The 22,762-nt window shown below is 67.2% G+C and carries 21 protein-coding genes and 1 tRNA gene; 11 read left to right on the top strand and 11 right to left on the bottom strand.

Annotation, left to right across the window (positions count from 1 at the left end; all coding sequences use genetic code 11):
* The first annotated feature begins 69 nt into the window (after positions 1-69).
* Positions 70-744, top strand: coding sequence for a PAQR family membrane homeostasis protein TrhA (gene trhA, locus LK10_RS13195; protein ID WP_043124449.1), 675 nt, complete (start codon positions 70-72; stop codon positions 742-744).
* A gap of 7 nt (positions 745-751) precedes the next feature.
* On the opposite strand, the gene LK10_RS13190 is transcribed toward trhA, so the two are convergent.
* The 3 genes from LK10_RS13190 to mca all read right to left on the bottom strand — a co-directional run bounded on the left by LK10_RS13190 (position 752) and on the right by mca (position 4,279).
* Positions 752-2,860 carry a thioredoxin domain-containing protein gene (locus tag LK10_RS13190; RefSeq protein WP_043124448.1) on the bottom strand — a complete coding sequence of 703 codons (2,109 nt, stop codon included), beginning with the start codon at positions 2,858-2,860 and terminating at the stop codon, positions 752-754.
* 92 nt (positions 2,861-2,952) lie between these two features.
* Positions 2,953-3,327 carry a hypothetical protein gene (locus LK10_RS22655; protein WP_043124447.1) on the bottom strand — a complete coding sequence of 125 codons (375 nt, stop codon included), beginning with the start codon at positions 3,325-3,327 and terminating at the stop codon, positions 2,953-2,955.
* Between the two features lie 22 nt (positions 3,328-3,349).
* The gene (gene mca / locus LK10_RS13180; RefSeq protein WP_043124445.1) at positions 3,350-4,279 is read right to left on the bottom strand and encodes a mycothiol conjugate amidase Mca; all 930 of its coding nucleotides are present in this window, start codon (positions 4,277-4,279) and stop codon (positions 3,350-3,352) included.
* Between the two features lie 18 nt (positions 4,280-4,297).
* Between mca and LK10_RS13175 the strand changes: the two genes are divergently transcribed.
* Both LK10_RS13175 and greA read left to right on the top strand, forming a co-directional pair.
* On the top strand, positions 4,298-4,753 hold the full coding sequence (locus LK10_RS13175) for a DUF4307 domain-containing protein (protein ID WP_156144165.1): 456 nt from the start codon (positions 4,298-4,300) through the stop codon (positions 4,751-4,753).
* Positions 4,754-4,968: 215 nt separating this feature from the next.
* A complete protein-coding gene (gene greA / locus LK10_RS13170; RefSeq protein WP_043124443.1) occupies positions 4,969-5,460 on the top strand; it encodes a transcription elongation factor GreA in 492 nt (163 codons plus the stop codon).
* 71 nt (positions 5,461-5,531) lie between these two features.
* Here greA and ilvA read toward each other — a convergent pair whose 3' ends face one another.
* Genes ilvA through LK10_RS13155 form a run of 3 tightly spaced genes read right to left on the bottom strand, consistent with a single transcriptional unit; the run spans position 5,532 to position 8,985 of the window.
* Positions 5,532-6,785 carry a threonine ammonia-lyase gene (gene ilvA, locus LK10_RS13165; RefSeq protein ID WP_043124442.1) on the bottom strand — a complete coding sequence of 418 codons (1,254 nt, stop codon included), beginning with the start codon at positions 6,783-6,785 and terminating at the stop codon, positions 5,532-5,534.
* A gap of 11 nt (positions 6,786-6,796) precedes the next feature.
* On the bottom strand, positions 6,797-8,026 hold the full coding sequence (locus tag LK10_RS13160; protein ID WP_052207315.1) for an AI-2E family transporter: 1,230 nt from the start codon (positions 8,024-8,026) through the stop codon (positions 6,797-6,799).
* A 26-nt stretch (positions 8,027-8,052) separates the two neighbouring features.
* Positions 8,053-8,985, bottom strand: coding sequence for an aldose 1-epimerase family protein (locus LK10_RS13155; RefSeq protein ID WP_043124439.1), 933 nt, complete (start codon positions 8,983-8,985; stop codon positions 8,053-8,055).
* Between the two features lie 184 nt (positions 8,986-9,169).
* Here LK10_RS13155 and LK10_RS13150 point away from each other — a divergent pair, with 184 nt between their 5' ends.
* Genes LK10_RS13150 through galK form a run of 3 tightly spaced genes read left to right on the top strand, consistent with a single transcriptional unit; the run spans position 9,170 to position 12,242 of the window.
* On the top strand, positions 9,170-9,952 hold the full coding sequence (locus LK10_RS13150) for a DeoR/GlpR family DNA-binding transcription regulator (RefSeq protein WP_043124535.1): 783 nt from the start codon (positions 9,170-9,172) through the stop codon (positions 9,950-9,952).
* Positions 9,949-11,070 (top strand): galactose-1-phosphate uridylyltransferase, encoded by a 1,122-nt coding sequence (galT, locus tag LK10_RS13145; RefSeq protein WP_043124437.1) that lies wholly within the window; start codon positions 9,949-9,951, stop codon positions 11,068-11,070. The genes LK10_RS13150 and galT overlap by 4 nt, the downstream gene beginning before the upstream one ends.
* Complete coding sequence (galK, locus tag LK10_RS13140) at positions 11,067-12,242, top strand: galactokinase (protein WP_052207314.1); 1,176 nt, start codon at positions 11,067-11,069, stop codon at positions 12,240-12,242. Before galT ends, galK begins: the two co-directional genes overlap by 4 nt.
* Positions 12,243-12,312: 70 nt before the next feature.
* Here the strand turns inward: galK and LK10_RS13135 are convergent, their stop codons facing one another.
* Positions 12,313-13,149, bottom strand: a complete 837-nt coding sequence (locus LK10_RS13135; protein ID WP_043124434.1) for a Bax inhibitor-1/YccA family protein — start codon at positions 13,147-13,149, stop codon at positions 12,313-12,315.
* A gap of 178 nt (positions 13,150-13,327) precedes the next feature.
* On the opposite strand from LK10_RS13135, the gene LK10_RS13130 reads away from it, so the two are divergent.
* The 5 genes from LK10_RS13130 to LK10_RS13110 all read left to right on the top strand — a co-directional run bounded on the left by LK10_RS13130 (position 13,328) and on the right by LK10_RS13110 (position 18,062).
* Positions 13,328-13,624: a GroES family chaperonin gene (locus LK10_RS13130; RefSeq protein WP_052207313.1), complete on the top strand. Its 297-nt coding sequence runs from the start codon at positions 13,328-13,330 to the stop codon at positions 13,622-13,624.
* A gap of 288 nt (positions 13,625-13,912) precedes the next feature.
* Complete coding sequence (locus LK10_RS13125; protein WP_043124430.1) at positions 13,913-15,214, top strand: branched-chain amino acid ABC transporter permease; 1,302 nt, start codon at positions 13,913-13,915, stop codon at positions 15,212-15,214.
* 12 nt (positions 15,215-15,226) lie between these two features.
* Positions 15,227-16,195, top strand: coding sequence for a branched-chain amino acid ABC transporter permease (locus tag LK10_RS13120; protein WP_043124427.1), 969 nt, complete (start codon positions 15,227-15,229; stop codon positions 16,193-16,195).
* The gene (locus tag LK10_RS13115; protein ID WP_043124424.1) at positions 16,192-17,271 is read left to right on the top strand and encodes an ABC transporter ATP-binding protein; all 1,080 of its coding nucleotides are present in this window, start codon (positions 16,192-16,194) and stop codon (positions 17,269-17,271) included. The genes LK10_RS13120 and LK10_RS13115 overlap by 4 nt, the downstream gene beginning before the upstream one ends.
* A complete protein-coding gene (locus tag LK10_RS13110; RefSeq protein WP_043124421.1) occupies positions 17,268-18,062 on the top strand; it encodes an ABC transporter ATP-binding protein in 795 nt (264 codons plus the stop codon). Before LK10_RS13115 ends, LK10_RS13110 begins: the two co-directional genes overlap by 4 nt.
* 122 nt (positions 18,063-18,184) lie before the next feature.
* Here LK10_RS13110 and LK10_RS13105 read toward each other — a convergent pair whose 3' ends face one another.
* The 4 genes from LK10_RS13105 to LK10_RS13090 form a co-directional block, all read right to left on the bottom strand.
* A complete protein-coding gene (locus LK10_RS13105) occupies positions 18,185-19,552 on the bottom strand; it encodes an ABC transporter substrate-binding protein (RefSeq protein WP_043124420.1) in 1,368 nt (455 codons plus the stop codon).
* Between the two features lie 221 nt (positions 19,553-19,773).
* A tRNA-Leu gene (locus LK10_RS13100) sits at positions 19,774-19,850 on the bottom strand.
* 136 nt (positions 19,851-19,986) lie between these two features.
* Positions 19,987-21,405, bottom strand: a complete 1,419-nt coding sequence (locus LK10_RS13095; RefSeq protein WP_052207332.1) for an NAD(P)/FAD-dependent oxidoreductase — start codon at positions 21,403-21,405, stop codon at positions 19,987-19,989.
* Positions 21,406-21,410: 5 nt separating this feature from the next.
* On the bottom strand, positions 21,411-22,760 hold the full coding sequence (locus LK10_RS13090; RefSeq protein ID WP_081998519.1) for a S8 family serine peptidase: 1,350 nt from the start codon (positions 22,758-22,760) through the stop codon (positions 21,411-21,413).
* Positions 22,761-22,762: the final 2 nt, after the last annotated feature.

The raw sequence follows: 22,762 nt of genomic DNA, 5'->3' as shown, positions 1-22,762 counted from the left end.
TGTCTGTCAGGGCCCGAGGCCCGCACCTACTCAGAAGTAACCTGTACCCGTGGGCGCTAGACTCGAGGCATGCGGCAGCACGCGGTGACCCGCGCCGAGCTCCTAGCACTCAAGCCTTCGTGGCGGGGCTGGATACATACCGTAGCTGCGCCCCTCGCCCTCGTTGCCGGCATCGTCCTCGTGGCCCTCGCCCCTACCCCTGACCGGAAGATCGCCTGCGCCGTCTACGCGTTCACCGGCTTGGCCCTGTTCAGCGTTTCGGCGGTCTACCATCGCGGAAACTGGTCGCCCCGCGTGAAGGCGATCCTCAAACGGATCGACCACACGAATATCGTGCTCGTCATCGCAGGTACCTACACTCCGCTCTCGTGGGTGCTTCTTCCACGCCCCACGGCCCTCGGGCTCCTCATCGCAGTATGGGGAGCCGCGGCGCTCACCGTGCTTTTCCGCGTGATCTGGGTTGCCGCACCGCGGTGGCTCTACGTGCCGATCTACATCGCCCTCGGCTGCGCGGCGTTCCTGTTCCTCCCCCAGTTCTTCGCCGCGGATGTCCCCGCCGCGATCCTCGTTTGCATCGGAGGTGCGTTCTATATCGCGGGGGCTGTCTTCTACGGGATCCGCCGCCCCAACTTCAGCTGGCGCCACTTCGGATTCCATGAGTTCTTCCACGCCTTCACGGTGGCCGGCTTTGCCGTGCACTTCGTCGCGATCATGGTCGCGATACTGGGCGCTCCAGGCCTCTGAGACGCATTCATCCCCCCGCCCGCAACTGCTCACCCAGCTCCTCGGGCGTGCTGACGGGAAGGCGGCACGCGAAGTCGCGGCAGACGTAGGCGAGTGGGGCGCCATCGGGGCCTCCTGGACGGCCGGCGAGCAGCGGGATCCGTTCGTCCGCGGCTTCGTGGTCGCCCACAGCGACGACGCGCCCGGGGCTGGGCGCGGCCAACGCTGCCGCAACCAGATGGCGTCGGTTGCCATCAGGGCGGCCGACGACGGCGATCTCCACCGGGCCAGCAAACGCGGCTTCGGCGACGGCCAGGAGCCACCCGGCGGCCCGAGGCCCTTGGGCGAGCACCCGCGGAAGCCCGGCGAGGATCGATGACGCAAGCGCCCGGTGCTGAGCGGAGCCGCTGTAGGCGGCGTGGGCGAGCAGGGCACCTGCGAGGAGCGAAGCGCCACTGGGCGTCTCGTTGTCGTGGGGGTCGAGGGTGCGCGCTCCTGCAAGTGCTATCCGAACACCGGCGGACGCCTCTCCGGAGGCCACCGCTTCGTCAGAGAGCAGTCCGTCAGCGACGAAACGCCGTGCGGCCACCTCCAGGAGCTCCTCCGCCCACGCATACCACCGCTCCTCCCCCGTCGCGCCGTAGAGACTGAACGCACCCTCGGCGCAGCCGGCGTAGTCGCCAAGGAGACCCTCGATGCCCGCCGCCGATCCCGCGTGAGAGACGCGCAGGAGCCGCTCTCCGTCCCAGTGAACCGTCGCGAGGAGTTCAGCGGCACGGCGCGCCCCGTCGAGCAGCTCGGGCCGCTCGAGGGCCCACGCCGCGTCCGCGAGGGCGGCAACGGCAAGACCGTTCCAGCCCGCGACCACCTTGTCGTCGCGGCCGGGCGGTGTGCGGCGTGCACGTGCGGCGAGGAGTGTAGCCCGATGACGTTCCAGGAGCTCTCGCTCGCCCACGTCAAGGGCGCGCCCCGGGTGCAGAGGTGCCCCGTGGTCGGAGTGCTCCCCGATGGGAAGCCCGAACACCGAGGCGAGTCGCACGGCGGCGTCCGCGTGCTCCCGGCCCACAGCCTCGGCGAGTTCCCGACGCGTCCACACGTAGTAGCCGCCCTCCACGCTGCGACCGTCACGCTCGGAGTCCGCGTCGAGTGACGACGCGAAGCCGCCCTCCGGAAGTCCGAGCTCGCGAATTAGCCAGTCCGCGGTGAGGGCCGCGGCCTCGTGTGCCTCCTCTCGGGGGAACTCGTCCGAGCCGCCGAGCCACACCCAGTGCGCGAGGACGCGCAGGAGCTGCGCGTTGTCGTAGAGCATCTTCTCGTAGTGCGGAAGCGACCAGTCGGCGGTCACGGAGTAGCGGGCGAAGCCTCCGCCGAGGGCGTCGAAAAGTGCGGAACGGCACATGCCGGCGAGCGCGCGCCCCGCGAGGGCGCGTGCAGCCTCTGCACTGCCGCCTGACGAGGATGTGGCTGAGGCGTGCCGGATGAGGAATTCGAGAACGGGCGACGGCGGGAACTTGGGGGCGCCGCCGAACCCGCCGTGCTCTGGGTCCTCCGTTCGGATCAGGCCCGCGACAGCGGCGTCGAGTGCTTGCGGCTCGACTGCGCCTGCAGGGGCTTCGACGTCGAGCAGGTGCGCGGAGAACACCCCGCCGAGCCCCTCGGCGAGCGCCGCCGCCTGCTGTTCGACGGCCTCGCGGCGCTCGGTCCAGGCCTCCCACACGGCGTCGAGAATCTGACGAAAGCTTGGACGTCCGGGGTACGGGAGCGGGGGGAAGTAGGTGCCGGCGTAGAAGGCTCGGCCATCTGGAAGAGCGAAGATGCTGAGCGGCCAGCCCCCTTGGCCGCTCATCGCCTGGCACGCGGCCATGTAGACGGCGTCCACGTCGGGACGCTCCTCCCGGTCTACCTTGATGCTCACGAAGCGCTGGTTGAGCGCCTCAGCCGTGGCTCGATCCTCGAAGGACTCGTGGGCCATGACGTGGCACCAGTGGCATGCGGCGTAGCCGATGGAAATGAAGACCGGAACATCGCGTCGCTTGGCCTCGGAAAATGCCTCGTCGCCGTAGGGCTGCCAGTCCACGGGATTCGCCGCGTGCTGGCGGAGATAGGCCGAGGGACTCCCGGCAAGTCTGTTCGCCATACCTCCGAGTCTCCCCCGGAACCCGGCCGAGTACACATTGCCGAGTGCACCTTGAGGCCCCGGCTGGGGCTGCGAAGTCGCTTGAGCGGCGCCTAGCGCGTGGCCTTGGGGCCGCGGCTGGGGGAAGGCTCGTCTCGGGCCCCGTCTTCGGTCGCAGTCCCCTCGCCGGAGACCCCGGGGACGGTAGTGTCGGCCGATGCGTCGTCGGCCACGACTTCGTCGGCGTCTCCGCGGACCTCGGGCGCCTCGCCGGCGGCACGCTCCTCCTCGACCTGGCTCCGGTAGCGGACGCGGCGTAGGCGGCGCACCATGTCGACGATCAGCAGCAGCATGAGGACGACGATGAACGCCGTCGAGAGGAATCCCCAGATTCCGGGGGTGATCTGGTCTTCGGTCAGGCCCGGGCGGAGCGTCCCCGAATCAGTAGGGCTGGGCGTGGCGGCGAGGGCCAGGAACAGAGAATGCACCCAACAATCTTAGCGTGCGAAACTATCGCAGCCCCGCGAAGAGATCCTCCTCGGTCTGGCCGTCCTTCGGGTACCCGACGGAGGAGGAAATGAGGGAGTAGTCCTCCCACGGCCACAGGCGCTGCCGCAGCTCGAGCGAGACGACGAAGAAGGAGCCGTTCGGGTCCACTTGGGAGGCGTGCGCGGCGAGCGCTCGGTCACGGGTCTCGAAGTACTTGCCGCATTCGACCTGCGTCGTCACGGGGTGCCGGGCTGCCCACGGATGGTGGCCTTCGGCGTCGTCCTCCGTGGCCGAGGCGACCCATCGTGCGTAGGGCGATTCAAGCCCCGCCTGGAGCAGCGCCCGGTGGAAGGTCTCGTACTTGCGGACGTTGAACGGCACATCGTAGTAGAGCTTCGACGGCGCCCACGGCTCCCCGGCGTCCGGGTACTCGTCTGCGAGAGGCGCAGCCCGGAAGGCCTCGACAGCGACGCGGTGGGCCATGATGTGGTCCGGGTGCGGGTAGCCGCCGTTCTCGTCGTAGGAGACGACGACGTGCGGCCGGAACTCGCGCACGAGCCGGACGAGCGGCGCTGCTGCCTGATGCAGCGGGAACGTCGCGAACGCGCCCCACGGCAGCGGCGGCAACGGATCGCCCTCGGGCAGGCCGGAGTCGGTGAATCCGAGCCAGCGGTGCTGCATGCCGATGATGCGCTGCGCCTCGGCCATCTCGAGCCGCCGGACGCCGCCCATGTCCCGATCCGCGTGCGGGTAGTCGAGGAGTGCGGGGTTCTGGATGTCCCCGCGTGAGCCATCCGTGCAGCTCACGACCATGACCTCGTGGCCCTCCGCGAGGTACTTGGCCATCATCGGCGCGCCCTTGCTCGACTCGTCGTCGGGGTGGGCGTGGACGGCGAGGAGGCGGAGCGAGTCGTTGTCCGCTGGGCGGAGCGCGTCATTGTTTGCAGACACGTCTCCTAGAATAGTCAGGTGACTCAAAGCCCCGGAGCAGCAGCCGACTCGCGATACGCCCGCGGTGGCAGCGCAAGGTACGGAGATCGCTATGGGGCGCCCCGACGCAAGATGTCCCGGCGCGCCGCCCTTATCGTCTCAGCCGTCGTGCTCGTCGTCGTCGTCATCGGGGTTGCGCTGTTCGCCTGGAGCGGAAACAATGCGACGGTCTCCTTCAAAGACGTGAGCTTCACGACTCCGGATCCATGGCATGCGACGGAGGACATCGAGGTCACCAAGGATGCCTCTCAGACCGCGTACTGCACGGTGAAGGCGCAGGACAGTTCGTTCGGTGTCGTCGGCTGGAAGCAGCTGGAATTCGGGCCTGTGGCAGGCGCTTCGGGCCAGACGACGCAGCAGGCGCACGTCGTGCTCCGCACCCAAACCGGGGCCGTCTCGGTCTCGATCGATTCATGCTGGGTCAAGGGAACCTGACGCGCCTGGATCTCGTTCAGCAGATACAGAGGATGTGACACGCACCTCAGTCCAGCTTGGGATCGCCTGACCTGATCACTACAATGGACTAATACCAGTGCCCCGTCGGTGGCAGCAGGCGGACCGGGTTCGACCCGGGATCGCGGCAGCACTCCGGCGGGGTCTTTGCATGGAAGGCCGTGCAGGAACGTGCACGGACATATTGAGGAGACGAGATGACCACCACCCACCATGGCGGCGCCTGGCTCACGCAGGAGGCGTACGACCGCCTGAAGGCCGAGCTTGACCACCTCTCAGGTGCCGGCCGTCACGAGATCGTCGAGAGGATCGAGGCGGCCCGCCAGGAGGGCGACCTCAAGGAGAACGGCGGCTACCACGCAGCCAAGGAGGAGCAGGGCAAGATCGAGGCCCGCATCCGCCAGCTGCAGGAGCTCCTTCGCAATGCCCAGGTAGGCGAGAAGCCCGCTGACGACGGCGTCGTCGAACCGGGCATGCTTGTCGTCGCGAAGATCGCGGGTGACGAGGAGCGCTTCCTGCTCGGCTCGCGCGAAATTGCGGGCGACGCCGAGATCGACGTCTTCAGCGAGAAGTCACCGCTCGGTGCGGCCATCATCGGCCACAAGCAGGGCGAGAAGCTCTCTTACACTGCGCCGAACGGCAAGGAGATCCCGGTCGAGATCATCTCGGCTACCCCCTACGCGGGCTGATCCCCTACCCAGAGCGACGACGGCGGCGCCGGCCCTTCAAGGGGTGCGGCGCCGCCGTCGTCTGTGCTGGCTCAGACGTGCATCACGATCGGCTGGAAGCCCTCCGCCCGCAGCGCCTCGAGGACCTGCTCCGAGTGCTGGTGGCCCTTGGTCTCCATGTCGATCGTGATCGCGACGTCGCCCATGGCGATCGAGCCACCGACGCGGGTGTGGTCGACGCCCGTGACGTTCGCGTCGTTCTCGGCGATGATGCGCGAGATGGTCGCTAGCGAGCCTGGGCGGTCGTCGAGCATCATCCGCACTGTCAGGAACCGCCCGGCGGCCGAGAGGCCACGCTGGATCACCTTGAGTAGCAACATCGGATCGATGTTGCCGCCCGAGAGGATGACCGCCGTCTTCTTGGCATTGATGCCGAGCTCAGCGAGCTTGCCGTCCATGAGCGCCGCGACGCCGACTGCCCCCGCGGGCTCTACGACGAGCTTCGCGCGCTCGAGGAGGAAGATGAGTGCGCGGGCGAGCGAATCCTCGCTCACCGTTACGACGTCGTCGACGAGTTCGCGGATGATGCTGAACGGAATCTGGCCGGGAAGGCCGACGGCGATGCCGTCCGCCATCGTCGCCACCTTCTGGAGGGGGACCACGGCGTCGGCAGCGAGCGACGGCGGGTAGGCCGCGGCATTCTCCGCCTGCACACCGATCACGCGGATCTCGCGGCCGAGCTGTGCGGCTCTGGCCTTGACTGCAACAGCTACCCCGGCGAGCAGCCCGCCACCGCCCACGCCCATGAGGATCGTGTCCACATCAGGGATCTGTTCGAGGATCTCGAGCCCCACCGTGCCCTGGCCCGCGACCACATCCGCGTTGTCGAACGGGTGCACGAACACAGCCCCCGTCTCCTCGGCGTAGCGCTTCGCCTCGGCGAGCGCCTCGTCGACATTGTGGCCGTGGAGCACCACTTCCGCGCCGTGGCTTCGGGTCGCCTGGAGCTTGGGGAGCGCCACGCCGAGGGGCATGTAGATGCGTGCCCGGATGCCAAGCCGCTTGGCTGCGACTGCAACACCCTGGGCGTGGTTGCCTGCCGAGGCAGCAACAACGCCGAGCTCGCGCTCCTCTGCGCTGAGGCGGGCCATTCGCACGTACGCGCCCCGGACTTTGAACGAACCAGCCCGTTGGAGGTTCTCGCATTTGAAGAAGACCTCTGACCCCGTAACCTGAGCGAGCGCTCGCGACGTCTCGATCGGTGTCCTCGCAATAATCCCCTCGAGCAGCTCCTGTGCAGCGAGGACATCGTCCAGCGTCACAGCGAGGGTCGAGAGGACATTCATCGGGCCAGCTCCTAGGGGGTTTCGGAGGATTCTGCGGCGCCAGGGTTCTCGGAGGGGGGCTCCGGACGGGTTAGCGCCCTATCAGTTTCCCATGATCGGGACGAGATGAAGCGAACGGCGGAGTTTGCGACGGCGAGCGTAGGCACGGCGAAGAGGGCACCCGGGATGCCCGCGAGGTAGGAGCCGGCGGCGACAGTCAGGATGACCGCGACCGGGTGGAGGGCGACGGCGCGTCCCATGACAAGCGGCTGCAGCACATGGCTCTCGAGCTGTTGGACGAGGATGACGATCGCGAGCATGATGAGGGCGTTGACGAGGCCGTTGGCAACGAGTGCGAGCAGGACGGCGACGGCGCCGCTTACGAGAGCGCCGACGACCGGGACGAAGGAGGCTACGAAGACGAGGATCCCAAGCGGGAGCGCCAGCGGGACGCCGAGGACTGCGGCACCCACCCCGATGCCGATGGCGTCGACGGCGGCGACCAGCACCTGGACCCGGACGTAGCTCACGAGCGAGACCCAACCGGCCCGGCCGGCGCCATCAGTGGCGGCTCTGGCGGCCCTCGGCAGGAGCCCGACGAGGAACAGCCAGATCCGCTCTCCCTCGAGCAGGAAGAAGATGAGCACGAAGAGCGCGATGAGCGCGCCGGCGATGATGTGCCCCGCAGAGCTCCCTACGCTGATCGCCCCACTGAGCAGCCCGCTCTGGTTGTTCTGCAGCACGTTCTGGGCGTTGTCTATGTACGTCTGGAGCTGCGCGGCCGTGATCTGCAGCGGACCCTCGGCGAGCCACTTCTGAACTTCGCTGAGGCCTGCGAGCGCCTGGCCCCAGAGTTGGGCGAGGCCCGCCGTGATCTGACGGCCCACCAGCGTCAGGAGACCCGCGACGAGGCCGATGAAGCCGAGCTCGGCAACGGCCACGGCGAGGCCGCGCGGGAGTCGTGCGCGCCGGAGCCACGCGACAACAGGGCTGAGGAGGCCTGCAAGGAGCGCCGCAACGAGGACGGGGATCACGAGGAAGCTCAGGTGGGCAAGCCCCCACAGGACAGCGCTGACGACGGCGATGATGATCGCCAGGCGCCAGGACCACGCGGCTGCGATGCGCAGCGCGAATGGCAGGTCGGCATCGGTTACGGGCCGAACGTGAGATGGGCGATGGGCAGGTGTCGGACCGTCGGGCAGGGTGGTGGGATCCGCGGCGGGATCGGGGGCGTCGGTCCGGGGTGCGTCGGAGGCGTCCATCTGCCCATCCTGTCACCCCGGCCGTCTCAGAGCGCGGCCCCGATGCCCCATTCCATGGCAGATTGGCCCCCTGGAGCCAGCCACCCAAGATCCTCGCCGCTGTTGAAGGCGTTGGCCGGCCCGGTCTGCGGTTCGAGGGCGACGGCGATGTCACGCCCCGGGTAGCGGCGCGTCACGAACACGTGCGTGTAGCGGCAGCGAATGTCCTGCCAAAGCCACACAGACCTGCCGTCCGGCGAGGTGAGCGTCGCCCGGGCGGCCCCTCCCTCGAACGTGAGGCCCGTGTAGGCCGAGTCGAGGTCGAGCGTGCCCACGCGTCGTCCAGCCGAAAGGTCCCACTCCCCGTCGGCGGCCGCCGTCGCCCGCGGAATCTGGCGCTCGTCCGGTACGAGCCGTCGTTCGGCCCGCACGGTAAGCGTGAGTTCTCCCGTCTCGACGTCGCCGAGCCGGAGATACGGGTGAGCGCCGAGCACGAACGGCGCGGACTGCTCCGAATCGTTCGCGAGCATTTGCCGCACGTGGAGGCCGCCGGCGTCGTCGATGCGGTACTCGACACGGTGCCGGACCAGAAACGGATAGCCATGCTGAGGGAAGACAGTGCCCTCGAGCACCACGCGTGCGTCCTCGTGTTCGAGAAGCTCATAGCCGGTGTTGCGGAGGAGCCCGTGGCTCGCGTTGTTCTTGGACGGTTCGGTGATGTCGAGCTGCTGGACAGTGCCGTCGAGCATCCAGCGCCCGTCCTCGATGCGATTGGCCCAAGGCGCGAGCGTGATGCCCGCCGCACCCGGAGGGATCTGACCGTCGGAGTAGGTCTCGGTGAGCTGCACGCCGTCGATCTCGAAGGAGCGCAGCCCTGCTGCGAGCTCGGTGATGACGGCTGCACTCCCACCTCGCGAAATGCGGTACTGGCGCCCCGTCGCAGCAGGTCGACGGGTCTGGAAAGGGGTCGGGGCTCTCATGTCCCCCCACGTTAGCCCTTGTCCGGCTCCGCAGATTCACCGCACCCAACGCGCCGTGGCGCCCAAACTGGCTCTTCCCTTTGGACGGCTGGAATGTTATCTTTTGTTAGAAATCTTTGGTTGCTGTGACCTCTCAAGCTTGGACTTGCAGGACGGCGAGCAGCTTGGCATAGAGGGGGCGACCGTGCTGGCAGCAGAGCGTCATGCGCGCATCGTGGCGGAGCTAGAGAAGCGTGAGGCGGTCCGGGTCGCAGAGCTCGCGAGCTCGCTTTCGGTCTCGGAAATGACCATCCGCCGGGACATCGAGCAGCTCGAGAACCTCGGACTCGCGCGGCGAGTTCACGGCGGTGCAGCACGCGTGGTGGACTTCGCGTTCGCCGAGCCCGGCTTCGAGGTGAAGTTCGGGCACCATGCGGACACGAAGTCAGCCATTGCCCGGGAGGCCGCAGCCTTGGTCAGACCCGGCTCGACGCTGTTCGTCACAGCGGGTACGACGACGTTCGCACTCGCCAAGCTCCTCCCGACCATTCCGGACCTGACGGTCGCGACAAACTCGATCAAGGTCGCAGAGGCCCTCGGACACTCCGTCCGCACGATCCTCACGGGTGGCGAGCGCACGCCGTCAGAGGCCCTCGTCGGCCCCCTCGCGACTGCTTCGCTCGCTCAGCTCCACGTCGAATTGTGTTTCATGGGGGTCCATGGCCTGCATCCCCGCGGAGGGCTGACGACCCCGAATCTCCTCGAGGCTGAGACGAACAGGGCAGCCGCGGACGCCGCAGCGCGGCTCATCGTCCTCGCCGACAGCACGAAGTACGGCCTCCTGAGCCTGGCTCAGATCGCGCCCCTCGAGCGTGCCGACACGCTCATCTCCGACACAGGGCTCTCCGACGTTGCCCGCCGCGAGCTCGACGACCGAATCCCCCACGTCATCCTTGCCGACACCTCCACTATCGGGAGCCACGCATGACCACCACTGCCGGCCTCTCCCCCGTCACGCGCAGCACTCTTGCCGACGGGCGCGAGCTCATCTACTTCGACGATCCAGGAGCTCCCCGCCGATCACCCGTCCAGGACGCTCGGGACCTCCCGCCCCGTCCTGCCCCCGGCGAACTGCGCTACGACGCCCTGAGCGGCGACTGGGTTGCCGTTGCTGCCCACCGCCAGTCGCGGACCCATCTTCCGCCCGCCGACGCCTGCCCGCTGTGCCCGAGCACGCCGTCGTTCGCGTCGGAACTCCCCGACCCTGACTACGACGTCGTCGTCTTCGAGAATCGCTTCCCTTCGCTCGGTCCCGCCGTCGCAGAGCTGCCCTCCGCGCTGCCGTGGGGCGAGACTGCACCTGCCCTTGGCCGCTGCGAGGTCGTGTCCTTCACGCCCGAGCACCAAGGCTCTTTCGCTGAACTCCCCTACTCGCGAGCTCGCACGGTCGTCGAGGCGTGGGCCCACCGAACTGCTGAACTGAGCGCTCTCCCCGGGATCCGGCAGGTCTTCCCCTTCGAGAACCGCGGCGCCCAGATCGGCGTCACGCTGCACCATCCCCATGGGCAGATCTACGCGTACCCCTATCTCACGCCGCGCGGGGCCCAGCTCGCCGAAGCTGCTCGTCGACACTTCGACGCGAACGACGGAAAGCAGACGCTGCTCGGGTCGTTGCTCGACCGCGAGCGGGCGGACGGAGCACGCATGATCCTCGAGGGTTCGAGTTTCAGCGCCTACGTCCCCTTCGCTGCCCGCTGGCCCGTCGAGGTCCACTTGGTGCCGCACCGGCACGTGGCCGACTTCGCTGGCCTCACCGGCGAGGAGAAGGACGAGCTGACGGACATGTATCTCCAGCTCCTCCGTGGCGTCGACCGGTTGTACGAGACGCCGACCCCATACATCGCCGCCTGGTTCCAAGCGCCGATCGATCCCGTACTCCGGCCTCCGTCGCGGTTCCATCTCCAGCTCACCTCACCGCGCCGCGCCGCAGACAAACTCAAGTACCTCGCCGGATCGGAGGCCGCCATGGGCGCATTCATCAACGACACTCGGGCAGAAGACGTCGCCGCCAGGCTCCGGGATGCGGTTTCGGAGGCACGCCGATGAGCCCGCAGGGCCCGCTGAGCCCGAACGTGGAACGCGTGACGGCCGCCTTCGGTGAGGTCTTCGGAGGAACAGCCGACGGAGTGTGGACTGCTCCCGGGCGCGTGAACCTCATCGGCGAGCACACCGATTACAACGAGGGATTCGTGCTGCCGTTCGCCATCGACCTCGCCGCACGCGTGGCCCTGCGCGTCCGTGACGACGGCGTGATGCGGCTTCTCTCGACGGCTGGCGCCGAGAGCGGGGTCACCGAGCTCTCTGTGGGCGATCTGCGGGCGGACCGCGCCCAAGGCTGGAGCGTCTACCCCTCGGGAGTCGTGTGGGCTTTTCAAGAGCGCGGGATCGAAGTGCCCGGCTTCGAACTCGTCCTCGATTCTGACGTACCCCTCGGGGCAGGGCTCTCGTCCTCCCACGCGATCGAATGCGCGGTCGCAACCGCCCTCAACGAGGTGACGGGGGCTGGGCTCGACGCCGAGCAGCTCGTGCTCACGACCCAGCGGGCCGAGAACGCGTTCGTTGGCGCACCGACCGGCATCATGGACCAATCGGCCTCGCTGCGCGGCCGGTCGGGCCACGCGGTATTCCTCGATTGCAGGGACCAGAGCGTTGAGCTCGTCCCCTTTGACGCCGCTGCGGCCGGGCTCGTGACCCTTGTCATCGACACCCGCGTGGCCCACTCGCATGCGGACGGAGGCTACGCGAATCGCCGAGAGGCCTGCGAGCTCGGAGCCGAGGTGCTCGGGGTCAAGGCCCTCCGAGACGTCTCGGTCGACGACCTCGACGAGGCGCGCGGCCTCATGGACGAGACGACGTTCCGCCGCGTGCGGCACGTCGTGACCGAGGACCAGCGGGTGCTCGACAGTGCCGCTGCTCTCCGCTCCTCAGGGCCGGCGGCCATCGCTTCCTTCCTCGACGCGAGCCATGCATCGATGCGGGACGACTTCGAGATCTCCTGCGATGAGCTCGACGCGGCGGTTGAGGCGAGCCGAGCGGCCGGTGCGGTCGGCGCGCGGATGACTGGCGGGGGCTTCGGCGGCTCCGCTATCGCGCTCGTCCCCCACGACGACGAGAACCGGGTCCGAGACGCCGTCCTGACAGCCTTCGCCGAGCGCGGCTTCCGGGCGCCGAGGCTCTTTACGGTGACCCCGGCCGACGGCGCGAGGCGCCTCGCATAGCCCCACCCAGTCACCACAGGGGCGGCCCGCGGAAGCTCTCCGCGGGCCGCCTCTTCATCGATCCTCTGGGCTAATCGTTGCTGTTCACGATCGCGAGGATCCGCAGGATCTCGGTGTACAGCCACACGAGCGTGACCGTGAGGCCGAAGGCAGCGGTCCAGGCGACGCGGCGGGGAGCGCCAGCCTTCACGGCCTGTTCGATGCTGTTGAAGTCGAAGATGAGCGAGATCGCCGCGAGGACGACTGCGAGGAGCCCAATCGCGACTCCGAGCGGGATACCGAAGACGGTGATCCCTCGCAGGCCCCACGGATTCTGAACGACGCCGAACAGCATCAGGAACAGGTTCACGACGCTGAAGGCGAGGTAGCCAACGACCGCGATGAGGAAGAACTTCGCGAGTCCGGGGGTGGCGCGGACCTTTCCACTGCGGTAGAGGAAAAGGGTGGCGCCGGCGACGGCGAACGTGCCGAGCACGGCCTGAAGGCCGATGCCTGGTGCCACACGGTCGAGCAGCAGAGTCAGGCCGCCGAGGAAGAGCCCCTCGAGCGCTGCGTAGGCGAGGACAAGTGCGGGCGACGGCTCGCGCTTGAATGTGTTGACGAGTCCGAGGACAAAGCCGCCGAGCGCGCCCACAAGCGTAAGGCCAAGGGCGATCGGCTGCGGGACCGCGAGGGTGACGGCTGCGCCGAGTACGACGGCACCGAGGCACACGAGCGTCTTGACGATGACATCGTCGTACGTGATGCGGCCGGTCTCTGCCGGCCCCGCCGACGGAGCACGGTAGAGCTCGTCAAGCTGCTCGGCCGTCATGGGCGGTGCGTAGGGAGATGGCGGGGCGGAAGGTGCCGCCGTGACGGCACTTCTGAAGTTCTTGCCCCGGAAGACGGGGTTGCCACCAAGGGCCATGGGTCACTCCTAGATCAGGTGCGGTGATGGAGTTGCGTTCAGAGGCTATCAAGTGCACGAGCACCACCGTGGTCGAGTTCCCAGGCCCCACTAGACTGTCTCCGTGTCTCACCCCGACAGCCCAGAACGCACGGCCCACGACGTCTCGCCCGCCACGCCATCTCGACTTCCCCTGCGCATGCTCCATGACCGGATCCTCGTGCAGCTCGACAAGGATGCCAGCGAGCGCCGCTCGGCCTCCGGAATCGTGATTCCGGCGACGGCAAGCCTCGGCCGCCGGCTCGCGTGGGCGCTGGTTGTGGCTGCGGGGCCGAGCGTCCGGCAGGTCTCGGTGGGCGATCGTGTCCTGTTCGACCCGGAGGATCGCTCCGAGGTCGAAGTTGCAACCAAGGACTACATCCTGCTCCGCGAGCGCGACCTCCACGCAGTAGCCGAGCCGGAGAGCCGCGAGAGCGAGCTCGGGCTCTACCTCTGAACCCGGGGCACCGCGACCCCGTTGTCGCGGCGATAGCGGCCCGAAGATAGTCGTTACCTGATCTCTACCTTTCGGCGCCCCCAGCGCAAGCTGCGCGGTGCTCCTGCCGAGTAACATGACGTTCCATCAGGTGAGATGCGTCACAAAGAAGCCGCGCATCCCACCGTCGGTCCGTCCTTGAGCTGACCCCGGCCAGCTCCGCCCCCGGAATCGCGGAGGTCTAACTTGAATAGACGAGAGAGCGCCGTCCACACCTCGAAGTTGCGCCGTTCGCTCTCGGCGGCAGGTATGCTCCTGGGCGTCCTGTTCGCTCTCTTCTTGGCCGTCGCGCCAGCCGCGCAGGCAACACCGGCGCCCTCGCCCTCGCCGAACAGCGCAGGATCATCGAGCAGCCCGGGCTCCACGTCCCAGTTCCCCAACACCATCTCAGGCTTCCTGCGCAATGCCGGCCAACCGCTCGCAGGCGTCAAGATCACCGCGAAGGGCAACGGCTTCGAGGGAAGCACTACCTCGGCATCCAACGGATCGTGGAGCATTTCAGTGCCCACCGAGGGCAGCTATCAGCTGACGCTCGACGAGTCGACCCTGCCCTCGGGAGTAAAGCTTGCGGCGGGCCAGGAGAATCCCCGCACGGTCACCTTCAACCAGACCACGAACGTGAGCACGATCTTCGCCTTCGGCGCGGGGATCACCGTGCACCAAACCAGCTTCTTCTCAGACCTCGCCAACCGGCTCGTCGCGGGGCTCAGCTTCGGGCTCCTTCTCGCCCTCTCCTCGGTCGGGCTCTCGCTGATCTTCGGAACCACGGGTCTCACCAACTTCGCCCACGGCGAGATGGTGACGCTGGGCGCCGTCGTCGTCTTCTCGCTCAGCAGTGCCGGCGCACCGTTCTGGCTCGCGATCATCGGTGGCCTCCTTTCCGGTGCCGTGTTCGGATACGCCCAGGACGCCCTCCTCTGGAAGCCGCTCCGACGGCGCGGAACGGGCCTCGTGCCGATGATGATCGTGAGCATCGGCCTCGCACTCGCGGCGCGCTATGTGATCCTCTTCTTCTTCGGCGGCGAGACTCAGCAGCTGCCCTACTCGCAGACCACAGACATCGACCTCGGGCCCGTCTCGGTGTCGCCGAACAACCTGGTCTCCCTCCTCATCTCCGTGGTCGTGATCGCGATCCTCGGGTTCGTACTCCTCAAGACGCGGCTTGGAAAGGCGACCCGCGCGGTCGCCGACAACCCCGCCCTCGCGGCCGCTAGCGGGATCGACGTAGACCGGGTGATCCGCCTCGTCTGGGTCATGGGCGGCCTGCTGGCGGCCTTGGGCGGCATTCTCTGGGCTTACTACCGGCCCGGGGTGACGTTCAACATGGGCCAGCAGATCCTGCTCATGATCTTCGCGGGAGTAACGCTCGGCGGCCTCGGCACGGTGTTCGGTGCCCTCGTGGGGTCCGTGGTTGTCGGAATCTTCGTGGAGCTCACGACCGTCTTCGGTCTGACCTCCGATCTCAAGTACGTCGGGGCACTGGTTGTCATGATCCTCGTGCTCCTGTTCCGGCCGCAGGGCATCCTCGGCCGCCGCGAGCGAGTGGGCTAAGGAGGGCAAGGAATGGATTTCGGTCTGATCTTCAACGAGGCCATCGGCGAGATGGTCAGCCCCACGACGGCGGCCTACGCGCTCGCTGCGCTCGGCCTCGCCGTGCACTTCGGCTACTCGGGACTGCTCAACTTCGGTCAGGCGGGCTTCATGGCCGTCGGTTCGTATGCCTTCGCGATGTCGACCATCCACTTCGGGGTGCCGTGGTGGCTCGGCTTCCTCCTCGCGATCGCCTGCTCGGTCGCCTTCGCGCTGATCCTCGGCATTCCGACGCTACGGCTCCGCGCGGACTATCTCGCGATCGTGACCATCGCTGCCGCGGAGATCATCCGGTACATCGTGACGACGAACAGCCTCACAGACGTCACTGGCTCGGCGAACGGGCTCGCAGGCTTTCGGCAGGATTTCCTCCGCCTCAACCCGTTCCCGCCCGGGAACTACCTCGGCTACAGCAGTCCGGACTTCTTCTACCGGGTATTCGGCTGGGGCCTCGTGATAGTCCTCGGAATCGTCGTGTGGCTCCTCATGCGCAGCCCTTGGGGTCGAGTGCTCAAGGGGATTCGCGAGGACGAGCTCGCAGTCCGGTCCCTCGGCAAGAATGTGTACGCCTACAAGATGCAGGCGCTCGTGATCGGCGGCATCTTCGGAGCCCTCGCCGGCCTCGTCTTCACGCTCCCCCGCGACGTGGTCCAGCCCGCCAACTACGGCACGGAGCTCACGTTCTTCCTGTGGACGTGCCTCCTGCTGGGAGGGATGTCGACCGTCCTCGGTCCCGTTGTCGGCGCGATGCTCTTCTGGATCGTCCTTTCGCTCACCCAGAACGTCCTCTTCGGGCTCATCCAGATCGGTGTGCTCCCGTGGCTCAACCCCTCCCAGGCGGGCCAGCTTCGGTACATCCTCGTCGGCGTGGCGCTCATGCTGCTCATGATCTTCAGGCCACAAGGCGTCTTCGGCAACAAGAAGGAGCTCGCGTTCTCATGAGCCACCCTCCAACGGCCGCCGAGTCGGCCGACTACATGACTGACGAGCGGCCGATCGCCGAGGGCCCGGGAGGCCCTGGCTGCAAGAAGCGCGATCCGATCGTCGTCGCCGACAATGTCACCCGCCGCTTCGGCGGGATCACCGCCGTCGACGTCGACCACCTCGAAATCCCGCGGCACAAGATCACCGCGCTCATCGGTCCGAACGGCGCAGGGAAGACCACGCTGTTCAACCTCCTGACCGGCTTCGACACGCCCAACTCCGGATCCTGGCAGTTCGAAGGGACCAATCTCTCGGGCATGTCCTCCTACAAGGTCGCTCGCATGGGCATGGTGCGCACCTTCCAGCTCACCAAGGTGATGGGCAAGCTCACGGTAATCGAGAACATGCGGCTCGGCGCCTCCGAACAGCCCGGCGAGAAGCTCCGGAATGCCCTGTTCCGCGGCATCTGGGGGAAGCGGGAGAAGGACATCACGGGGCAGGCGGAGGAGCTGCTCGCGAAGTTCAAACTGGACACGAAGCGGGACGACTACGCTGCGTCCCTTTCCGGCGGCCAGCGCAAACTTCTCGAGATGGCCCGCGCCCTCATGGTGAACCCCAAGCTCGTCATGCTCGACGAGCCGATGGCCGGGGTGAATCCTGCGCTATCCCAGAGCCTCCTTGATCACATCAAGAACCTCAAGGCCGAGGGCATGACCGTGCTGTTCGTTGAGCACGATATGCACGTGGTCCGGCACATCGCTGACTGGGTCGTGGTCATGGCCGAGGGAAAGATCGTGGCCGAGGGCCCGCCTGCCGAGGTCATGAAGGATCCGGCTGTCGTCGACGCCTACCTCGGCGCACACCATGACGTGGACCTCGGTTCGATGCAGGGCATCGAGGAGCTCGAAGCCGACCTTGCAGCCGATGAGGAGTCCGTCGTCGGTACCCCGGATGCCGGGATCCTCTCCGGAGGCCCCGAGGACGGCCAGGCCGAGACGCTCACCGTGCAGCCACCGAAGGGCGAGGACCGAGGGCCCGATTCGCAGGGCCCGCGGTCCCAAGAGTCCCAGTCCGGAAAGGACGACGCCGAATGAGCGCGCAACCAGCGAAGGCACCCAATGCTCGGGGCGGGGCAAGCACCGATGCTGAAGCTGTCGTCAGTGTCAGGGATCTCGTGGCCGGATATCTGCCTGGGGTCAACATCCTCAACGGCTGCAGCATCGAGGCCCGCAAGGGCGAGCTGATCGGCATCATCGGTCCCAACGGGGCCGGCAAGTCGACCCTCCTCAAGGCCATGTTCGGGCTCGTCAAAGTCCACTCGGGTTCCGTCGTCGTCCGCGGCCAAGAGCTCACGGGTCTCAAGGCCAACAAACTCGTGAGTCGAGGGGTCGGGTTCGTGCCTCAGACGAACAACGTCTTCACGACCCTGACCATCGAGGAGAACATGCAGATGGGGGTGTTCCAGCGGCCCAAGAACTTCAAGGAACGCTGGGACTTCGTCACCGATCTGTTCCCGGAGCTCGCGCGGCGCCGGACTCAACGGGCTGGTTCGCTCTCGGGCGGTGAGCGGCAGATGGTGGCGATGGGCAGGGCGCTCATGATGGATCCCGCCGTCCTGCTACTGGATGAGCCGTCGGCAGGGCTATCCCCCGTCAAGCAGGACGAGACGTTCCTGCGCGTCCACGAGGTCAACCGCGCGGGGGTTTCTGTGATCATGGTCGAGCAGAATGCGCGCCGCTGCCTCCAGATCTGCGACCGCGGCTACGTCCTCGATCAGGGCAAGGACGCGTACACGGGAACGGGCAGAGAGCTACTCCACGACCCGAAGGTGATCCAGCTCTACCTCGGGACCCTCGCCGACACAGTCGACGGCGCAGGCAAGTAGCACCGAGGGCGCGGGCAAGTAGCAAGATGGCGACGCTTCCTCAAGGGCTGCGGGCCGCCTGACGAAGAGTGAGCCCCCGGTCCTCGTCCGGACCGGGGGCTCACTTCTGCCAGAAGCGATGCTCAGGAGAGCTTGCCGTATTCCTGGCTGATTGGCTGGGGGACGTTGTTGTTGTCGAACTCGTAGAGACCGATGTAGGCCTCCGTCGGATCACCATTCGAGGCGAACGTCACCGGACCGGACTGGCCGTCGTAGTCGATGTCCTTGCCTTGCCGGAGGAGAGTCACGCACGTCGCGAAGTCGAAGCACTTCTGGCCGCCTTCCGAAACGTCCTGAAGGTGCTTCGCAATGTCGACGCCCTTCGTGCTCTTGGCTTCCTCGGCCGCAAGCGCGATCAGGTTGACGGCGTCCCACGATTCCCCGGCGTAGTTGTAGTCCTTGAGGCTCGGGTCAATCGTCTTGAGCTGCGTCTTGAAGTCCGCGGAGGCAAAGGTTCCAGGGATGGTCCCGCGAGATCCCGCGAGCGTACCCGGCTTGAGGTCCTTGCTGTAGTCGGACGTGTTGCCGTCAACGAAGAACATCTGAGTCGGCTTGATCCCCTTGGCTGTGAGCAACGGGACGATCTGCTTGGCCTGGTCGAACGAGATCACTGCGATCGCGTCGGGCTTGGCCGCCACGACCTTGTCGACCTGCGAGCTGAACTGCGAGTCGCCCTCGTTGAACAGCTCCTGGTCCACGACCTTGCCCCCTGCTGCTTGGAAGGCCTTGACGACGTTGTCGCGAAGACCTGTGCCGTAAGCGTCATTCAGGACGAGCAGGCCGAGGGTCTGGGCGCCGCACGAGGCCATGTAGTTGCCGAGGACGCGGCCCTGCAGGACGTCGGAGGGCGCGGTCCGCCAGTAGAGGCCGTGCGCAGGCCAGGTGCTGAAGACGGGCGAGGTGTTGGCCGGGGAGAACATGACCGTGCCCGAACCTGTGATCTGGTTGATCACCGTCTGGGACACGCCCGAGGACGCCGCGCCGACGATGGCGCTCACGTTTTGGCCGAGAAGGTTGGTCACGGACTGGGTCGCGATATCGGTCGTCGTGTCGCCCGAGTCGCGGTGAATGGCTTCGACGGGATGTCCGAGCACGCCTCCGGCATCGTTGATCTGCTTGACGGCGAGGTTGACGCCCGCGATCTCAGGCGGGCCGAGGAACGCAAGTGCACCGGTCTGCGGCAGCAGCGTGCCGATCTTGAGGGGCGTCGGCGAGGCCGTCGAAGACTTGGGGACGTCCGACGGCGCAACGGTTGTCGCGCCTCCCGAGGCTTGAGGGCCGCCGCCGGAACTCGGCGCTGGGCATGAGATCCCTCCTGCCGCCGAACTGGAACTGCTCCCGGACGAACCCCCCGACGGACTCCCGCCGCACGCGGTGGCGAGCAGCGCAACCCCGACGCCAAGAGCGGTTAGCTTGGCGACGCGGGGAACTACCTCATGACGTGCAATCATTCGATTCTTCTCCTCCATCGAAGGGCGCAAGACTCCCCAGACAGGTGGATGCAGGTGTGTTCCTGATCACAACGTCAGGCTAGACCAAGCTTGATATTCACAGAAGAACCACAGGTCACAGCCTCATAACGGCTTGCACACCAGCCGGGATTGCGCTTCATGAGGGGCGAGGCTTCTGGGGACCAACCGAATGGACCCTCACATGCCAAGGGATGCGCAGATGGTGCCCCAACAGGGACTCGAACCCTGACTTGGCGGATTTTAAGTCCGCTGCCTCTGCCAATTGGGCTACTGGGGCGCCGATCTAGCCTACAGTCTGGAGGCGCGTCACGGCGGCAAGGCGACAAACGACGACGGCGACCGCTCCCTGTAAGGGTGCGGCCGCCGTCGTGCGGTACTCGCCTTAGGTGCGCCGACTACTGCGCAAGCACGCTCTACTGCGCAGGCACCTTCGCCGGCTCGACCGGCGGAGCAATCGTCTTCGGCTTCGGGCTCGCCGCGGCGACGAACGACGCACGGGGGTCGTCGAGGTTCTCGAGCGGCGTGTTGTCTCGGCCGGCGAAGAGGGCCGAGAGCCAGTCGAGGCCGACGCGGAACTTGCGCTCCACGGTCGGGATCGCAAGACCGTGGTAGCCGCGGTGGGCGAGCCAGGCGAGCGGGCCGTGGAGTCCGATGTGGCCGACCACGTTGATGTTGGCGACGCCCTTCCACGGGCCGAAGCCGGCCACAGCGCCGAGGTTCTTGTGCTTGTAGTCCTCGAGCGGGCGGTCCCAACGCGAAGCCCACAGGTTCTTCGCGAGGAGCTTCGCCTGGCGGAGCGCGTGCTGCGCGTTCGGCACGCATGTGCCGTCAGGCAGGCCCTTGCCCGTGAGGTCCGGAACGGCGGCGATGTCGCCAGCGGCCCACGCGTTCTCGACGATGCCCTCGTCGCCTGCCACACGGAGGTCGGGGAGCACCCGGATGCGACCGCGCGGTTCGAGCGGAAAATCGCTCGAGCGGACCACGGGGTTGGCCTGGACGCCGGCGGTCCAGATGAGGGTGTCGGCGGCGAACTCCTGCGCCGGGGACTTGTCCGGCATGTTGATGAGCTTGAGGGTGCCCTCAGCGCTGGCGAGCGAGGTGTTCAACAGGACCTCGATGCCGCGGCTGCGCAGGTGCTCAACGACCCAGTCAGCCTGCTCCGGGGTGACCTCGGGCATGATACGGCCCATGGCCTCGACGAGGACGAAGCGGACTTCCTCCTGCCGCACACGGTCGTTCGCCGCGACCGTCGCGCGCGCGAGGTCCTCGAGCTCCGTGAGGGTTTCGATGCCGGCGAATCCGCCGCCAACCACAACGAAGGTGAGCGCGGCCTGACGCTCGGCCGGGTCTGCGGCGGTCGAGGCGAACTCGATGCGCTCAAGGACCTGATTGCGGAGCGCGACGGCTTCCTCGATGGTCTTGTTGCCGATGCCCTTCTCGGCGAGGCCCGGAATCGGGAAGGTGCGCGTGATCGCTCCCGCTGCCATCACGATGTCCACGTACGGGATCTCGACCGTGCCCTCGTTGCCCGGGAGCAGGATCGTGGCCTTGCGGTTCGCGTGGTCGACCGAGACGAGTGAGCCCTGGATCACCTCTGCCTGCGGCAGGGTCCGACGCAGCGGGATCACCACGTGGCGGGCCTCGATGTTGCCGCCAGCGACCTCTGGGAGGAAGGGCTGGTAGGTCATGTACGGCATGGGGTCGACGACGGTGACGATGCCACCGGCCTGTGCGATCTTCTTCTGCAGCCCGAGGGCAACGTAAAGACCAACGTAACCACCGCCGGCGACGAGAACGCGCGGGCGGTCGACAAGATCAATGGTGGAAGGCATGCTCACTACTGTAGCAGTTTGTGAAAAGTTTCACTATCTTTTTCGGCGTCTCTTCTCCGAACGGCGAGGACGTGCCACGTGCCGCCCACGAGGATCACGAGAAGGAGGCCGCCGAAGCCCAGGACTACAACTGCGGGCCACGGCGATGAGCCCGCGGAAGCTACCGGCGCCGGGGGTGTCGCCTCCGCGAGCGGCGGCTCGGTCGACGGCGGCTGGGTCGGCGCGAGCGGGGTTGAGGGAGGAGCTGCGGCGTCCGGACGGTGGACGCGGATCCAGTCTGCGATCGAGCCGAGCGGGTTGACTTTCGTCTCCGGCACGTCGGCTGTGAGGGCGGCCTCGGCGTTGAGGATCCCGTAGCCGTAGATCGGGTCATGGCCGGGCGCGCCCGCATCCTTCGCCGTTGAGATGATGCGGTTGATGACCTGGTCCGCGCTCATCTGGGGCCACTTGGACCGAATGAGGGCAGCGACCCCGGCGACGATCGGAGCAGCCCCCGAGGATCCGGCCCACTGCGCGTACGTTCCGTCCGGCAGGTCACCGACTAGCTGTTCTGCGGGGGCAGATACTCCGATGCTCACGCCCTGCGACGAGGCGTCCACACTTGCGTGCTCCTGGCGGTCAAGGCCAGCCACGGTGAGGACGCCTGGGATGGTGGCCGGCGCGCCGACCTGGACGTTGCCGGCGCCCCTGTTTCCGGCCGCGGCCACGATGACTACATCCTTCTGCTCCGCGTACAGAAAGGCCGCATCCCAGCTCGGCGGCCAATCCGGCGAGGAACTGCCGAGGGACATGTTGATGACCTTCGCACCGTGATCCACCGCCCAGCGAACCGCGTCGGGGATCTGCTGCATGTCGGTGCGGCCCGAGGGGTTCACGGAGCCGAGCCAGGTCGAGACAGTCAGGAGCTTGGCCTCGGGGGCAACACCCACGACGCCGTCAGAACCAATCGCTCCCGAAGCGACCGGAGAACCGTCCGCGTTGTGGCCGCGACCAGCTAGGACCGAGGCGACGAGCGTCCCATGCACAGGTTCCGCACCGATGGGCTTCTGGCCATCCGGCTGCCCGCTCGCCGAGACGTCGGTCCCTCCCGAGATCGCGCCCTGGAGGTCCGGAATGTCGCCGTTGATTCCGCTGTCAATGACGGCAACGGTCGTTCCGGCGCCCTTCGACACGTTCCAGGCCTTGTCGATGCCGAACTCGGAAAGCCAGTACTCGCCGTCCCGCACGGTGTCTGCGCGGGCTGGGAGCGCGGGAGCGAGAACAGCTACAGCGACGAGCGCGAGGGACGTCAAAGCTGCGAGAAAGACGGCGAAGAGCTTCACCGCGGGGCGGGACGATCGGGGCAGAACTCGCATGC

It is taken from the genome of Sinomonas humi (assembly GCF_000802235.1).
Lineage (GTDB): Bacteria > Actinomycetota > Actinomycetes > Actinomycetales > Micrococcaceae > Sinomonas > Sinomonas humi.
The sequence above is the reverse complement of the archived record's forward strand: the minus strand, read 5'-3'. Positions and strand labels throughout refer to the sequence as shown.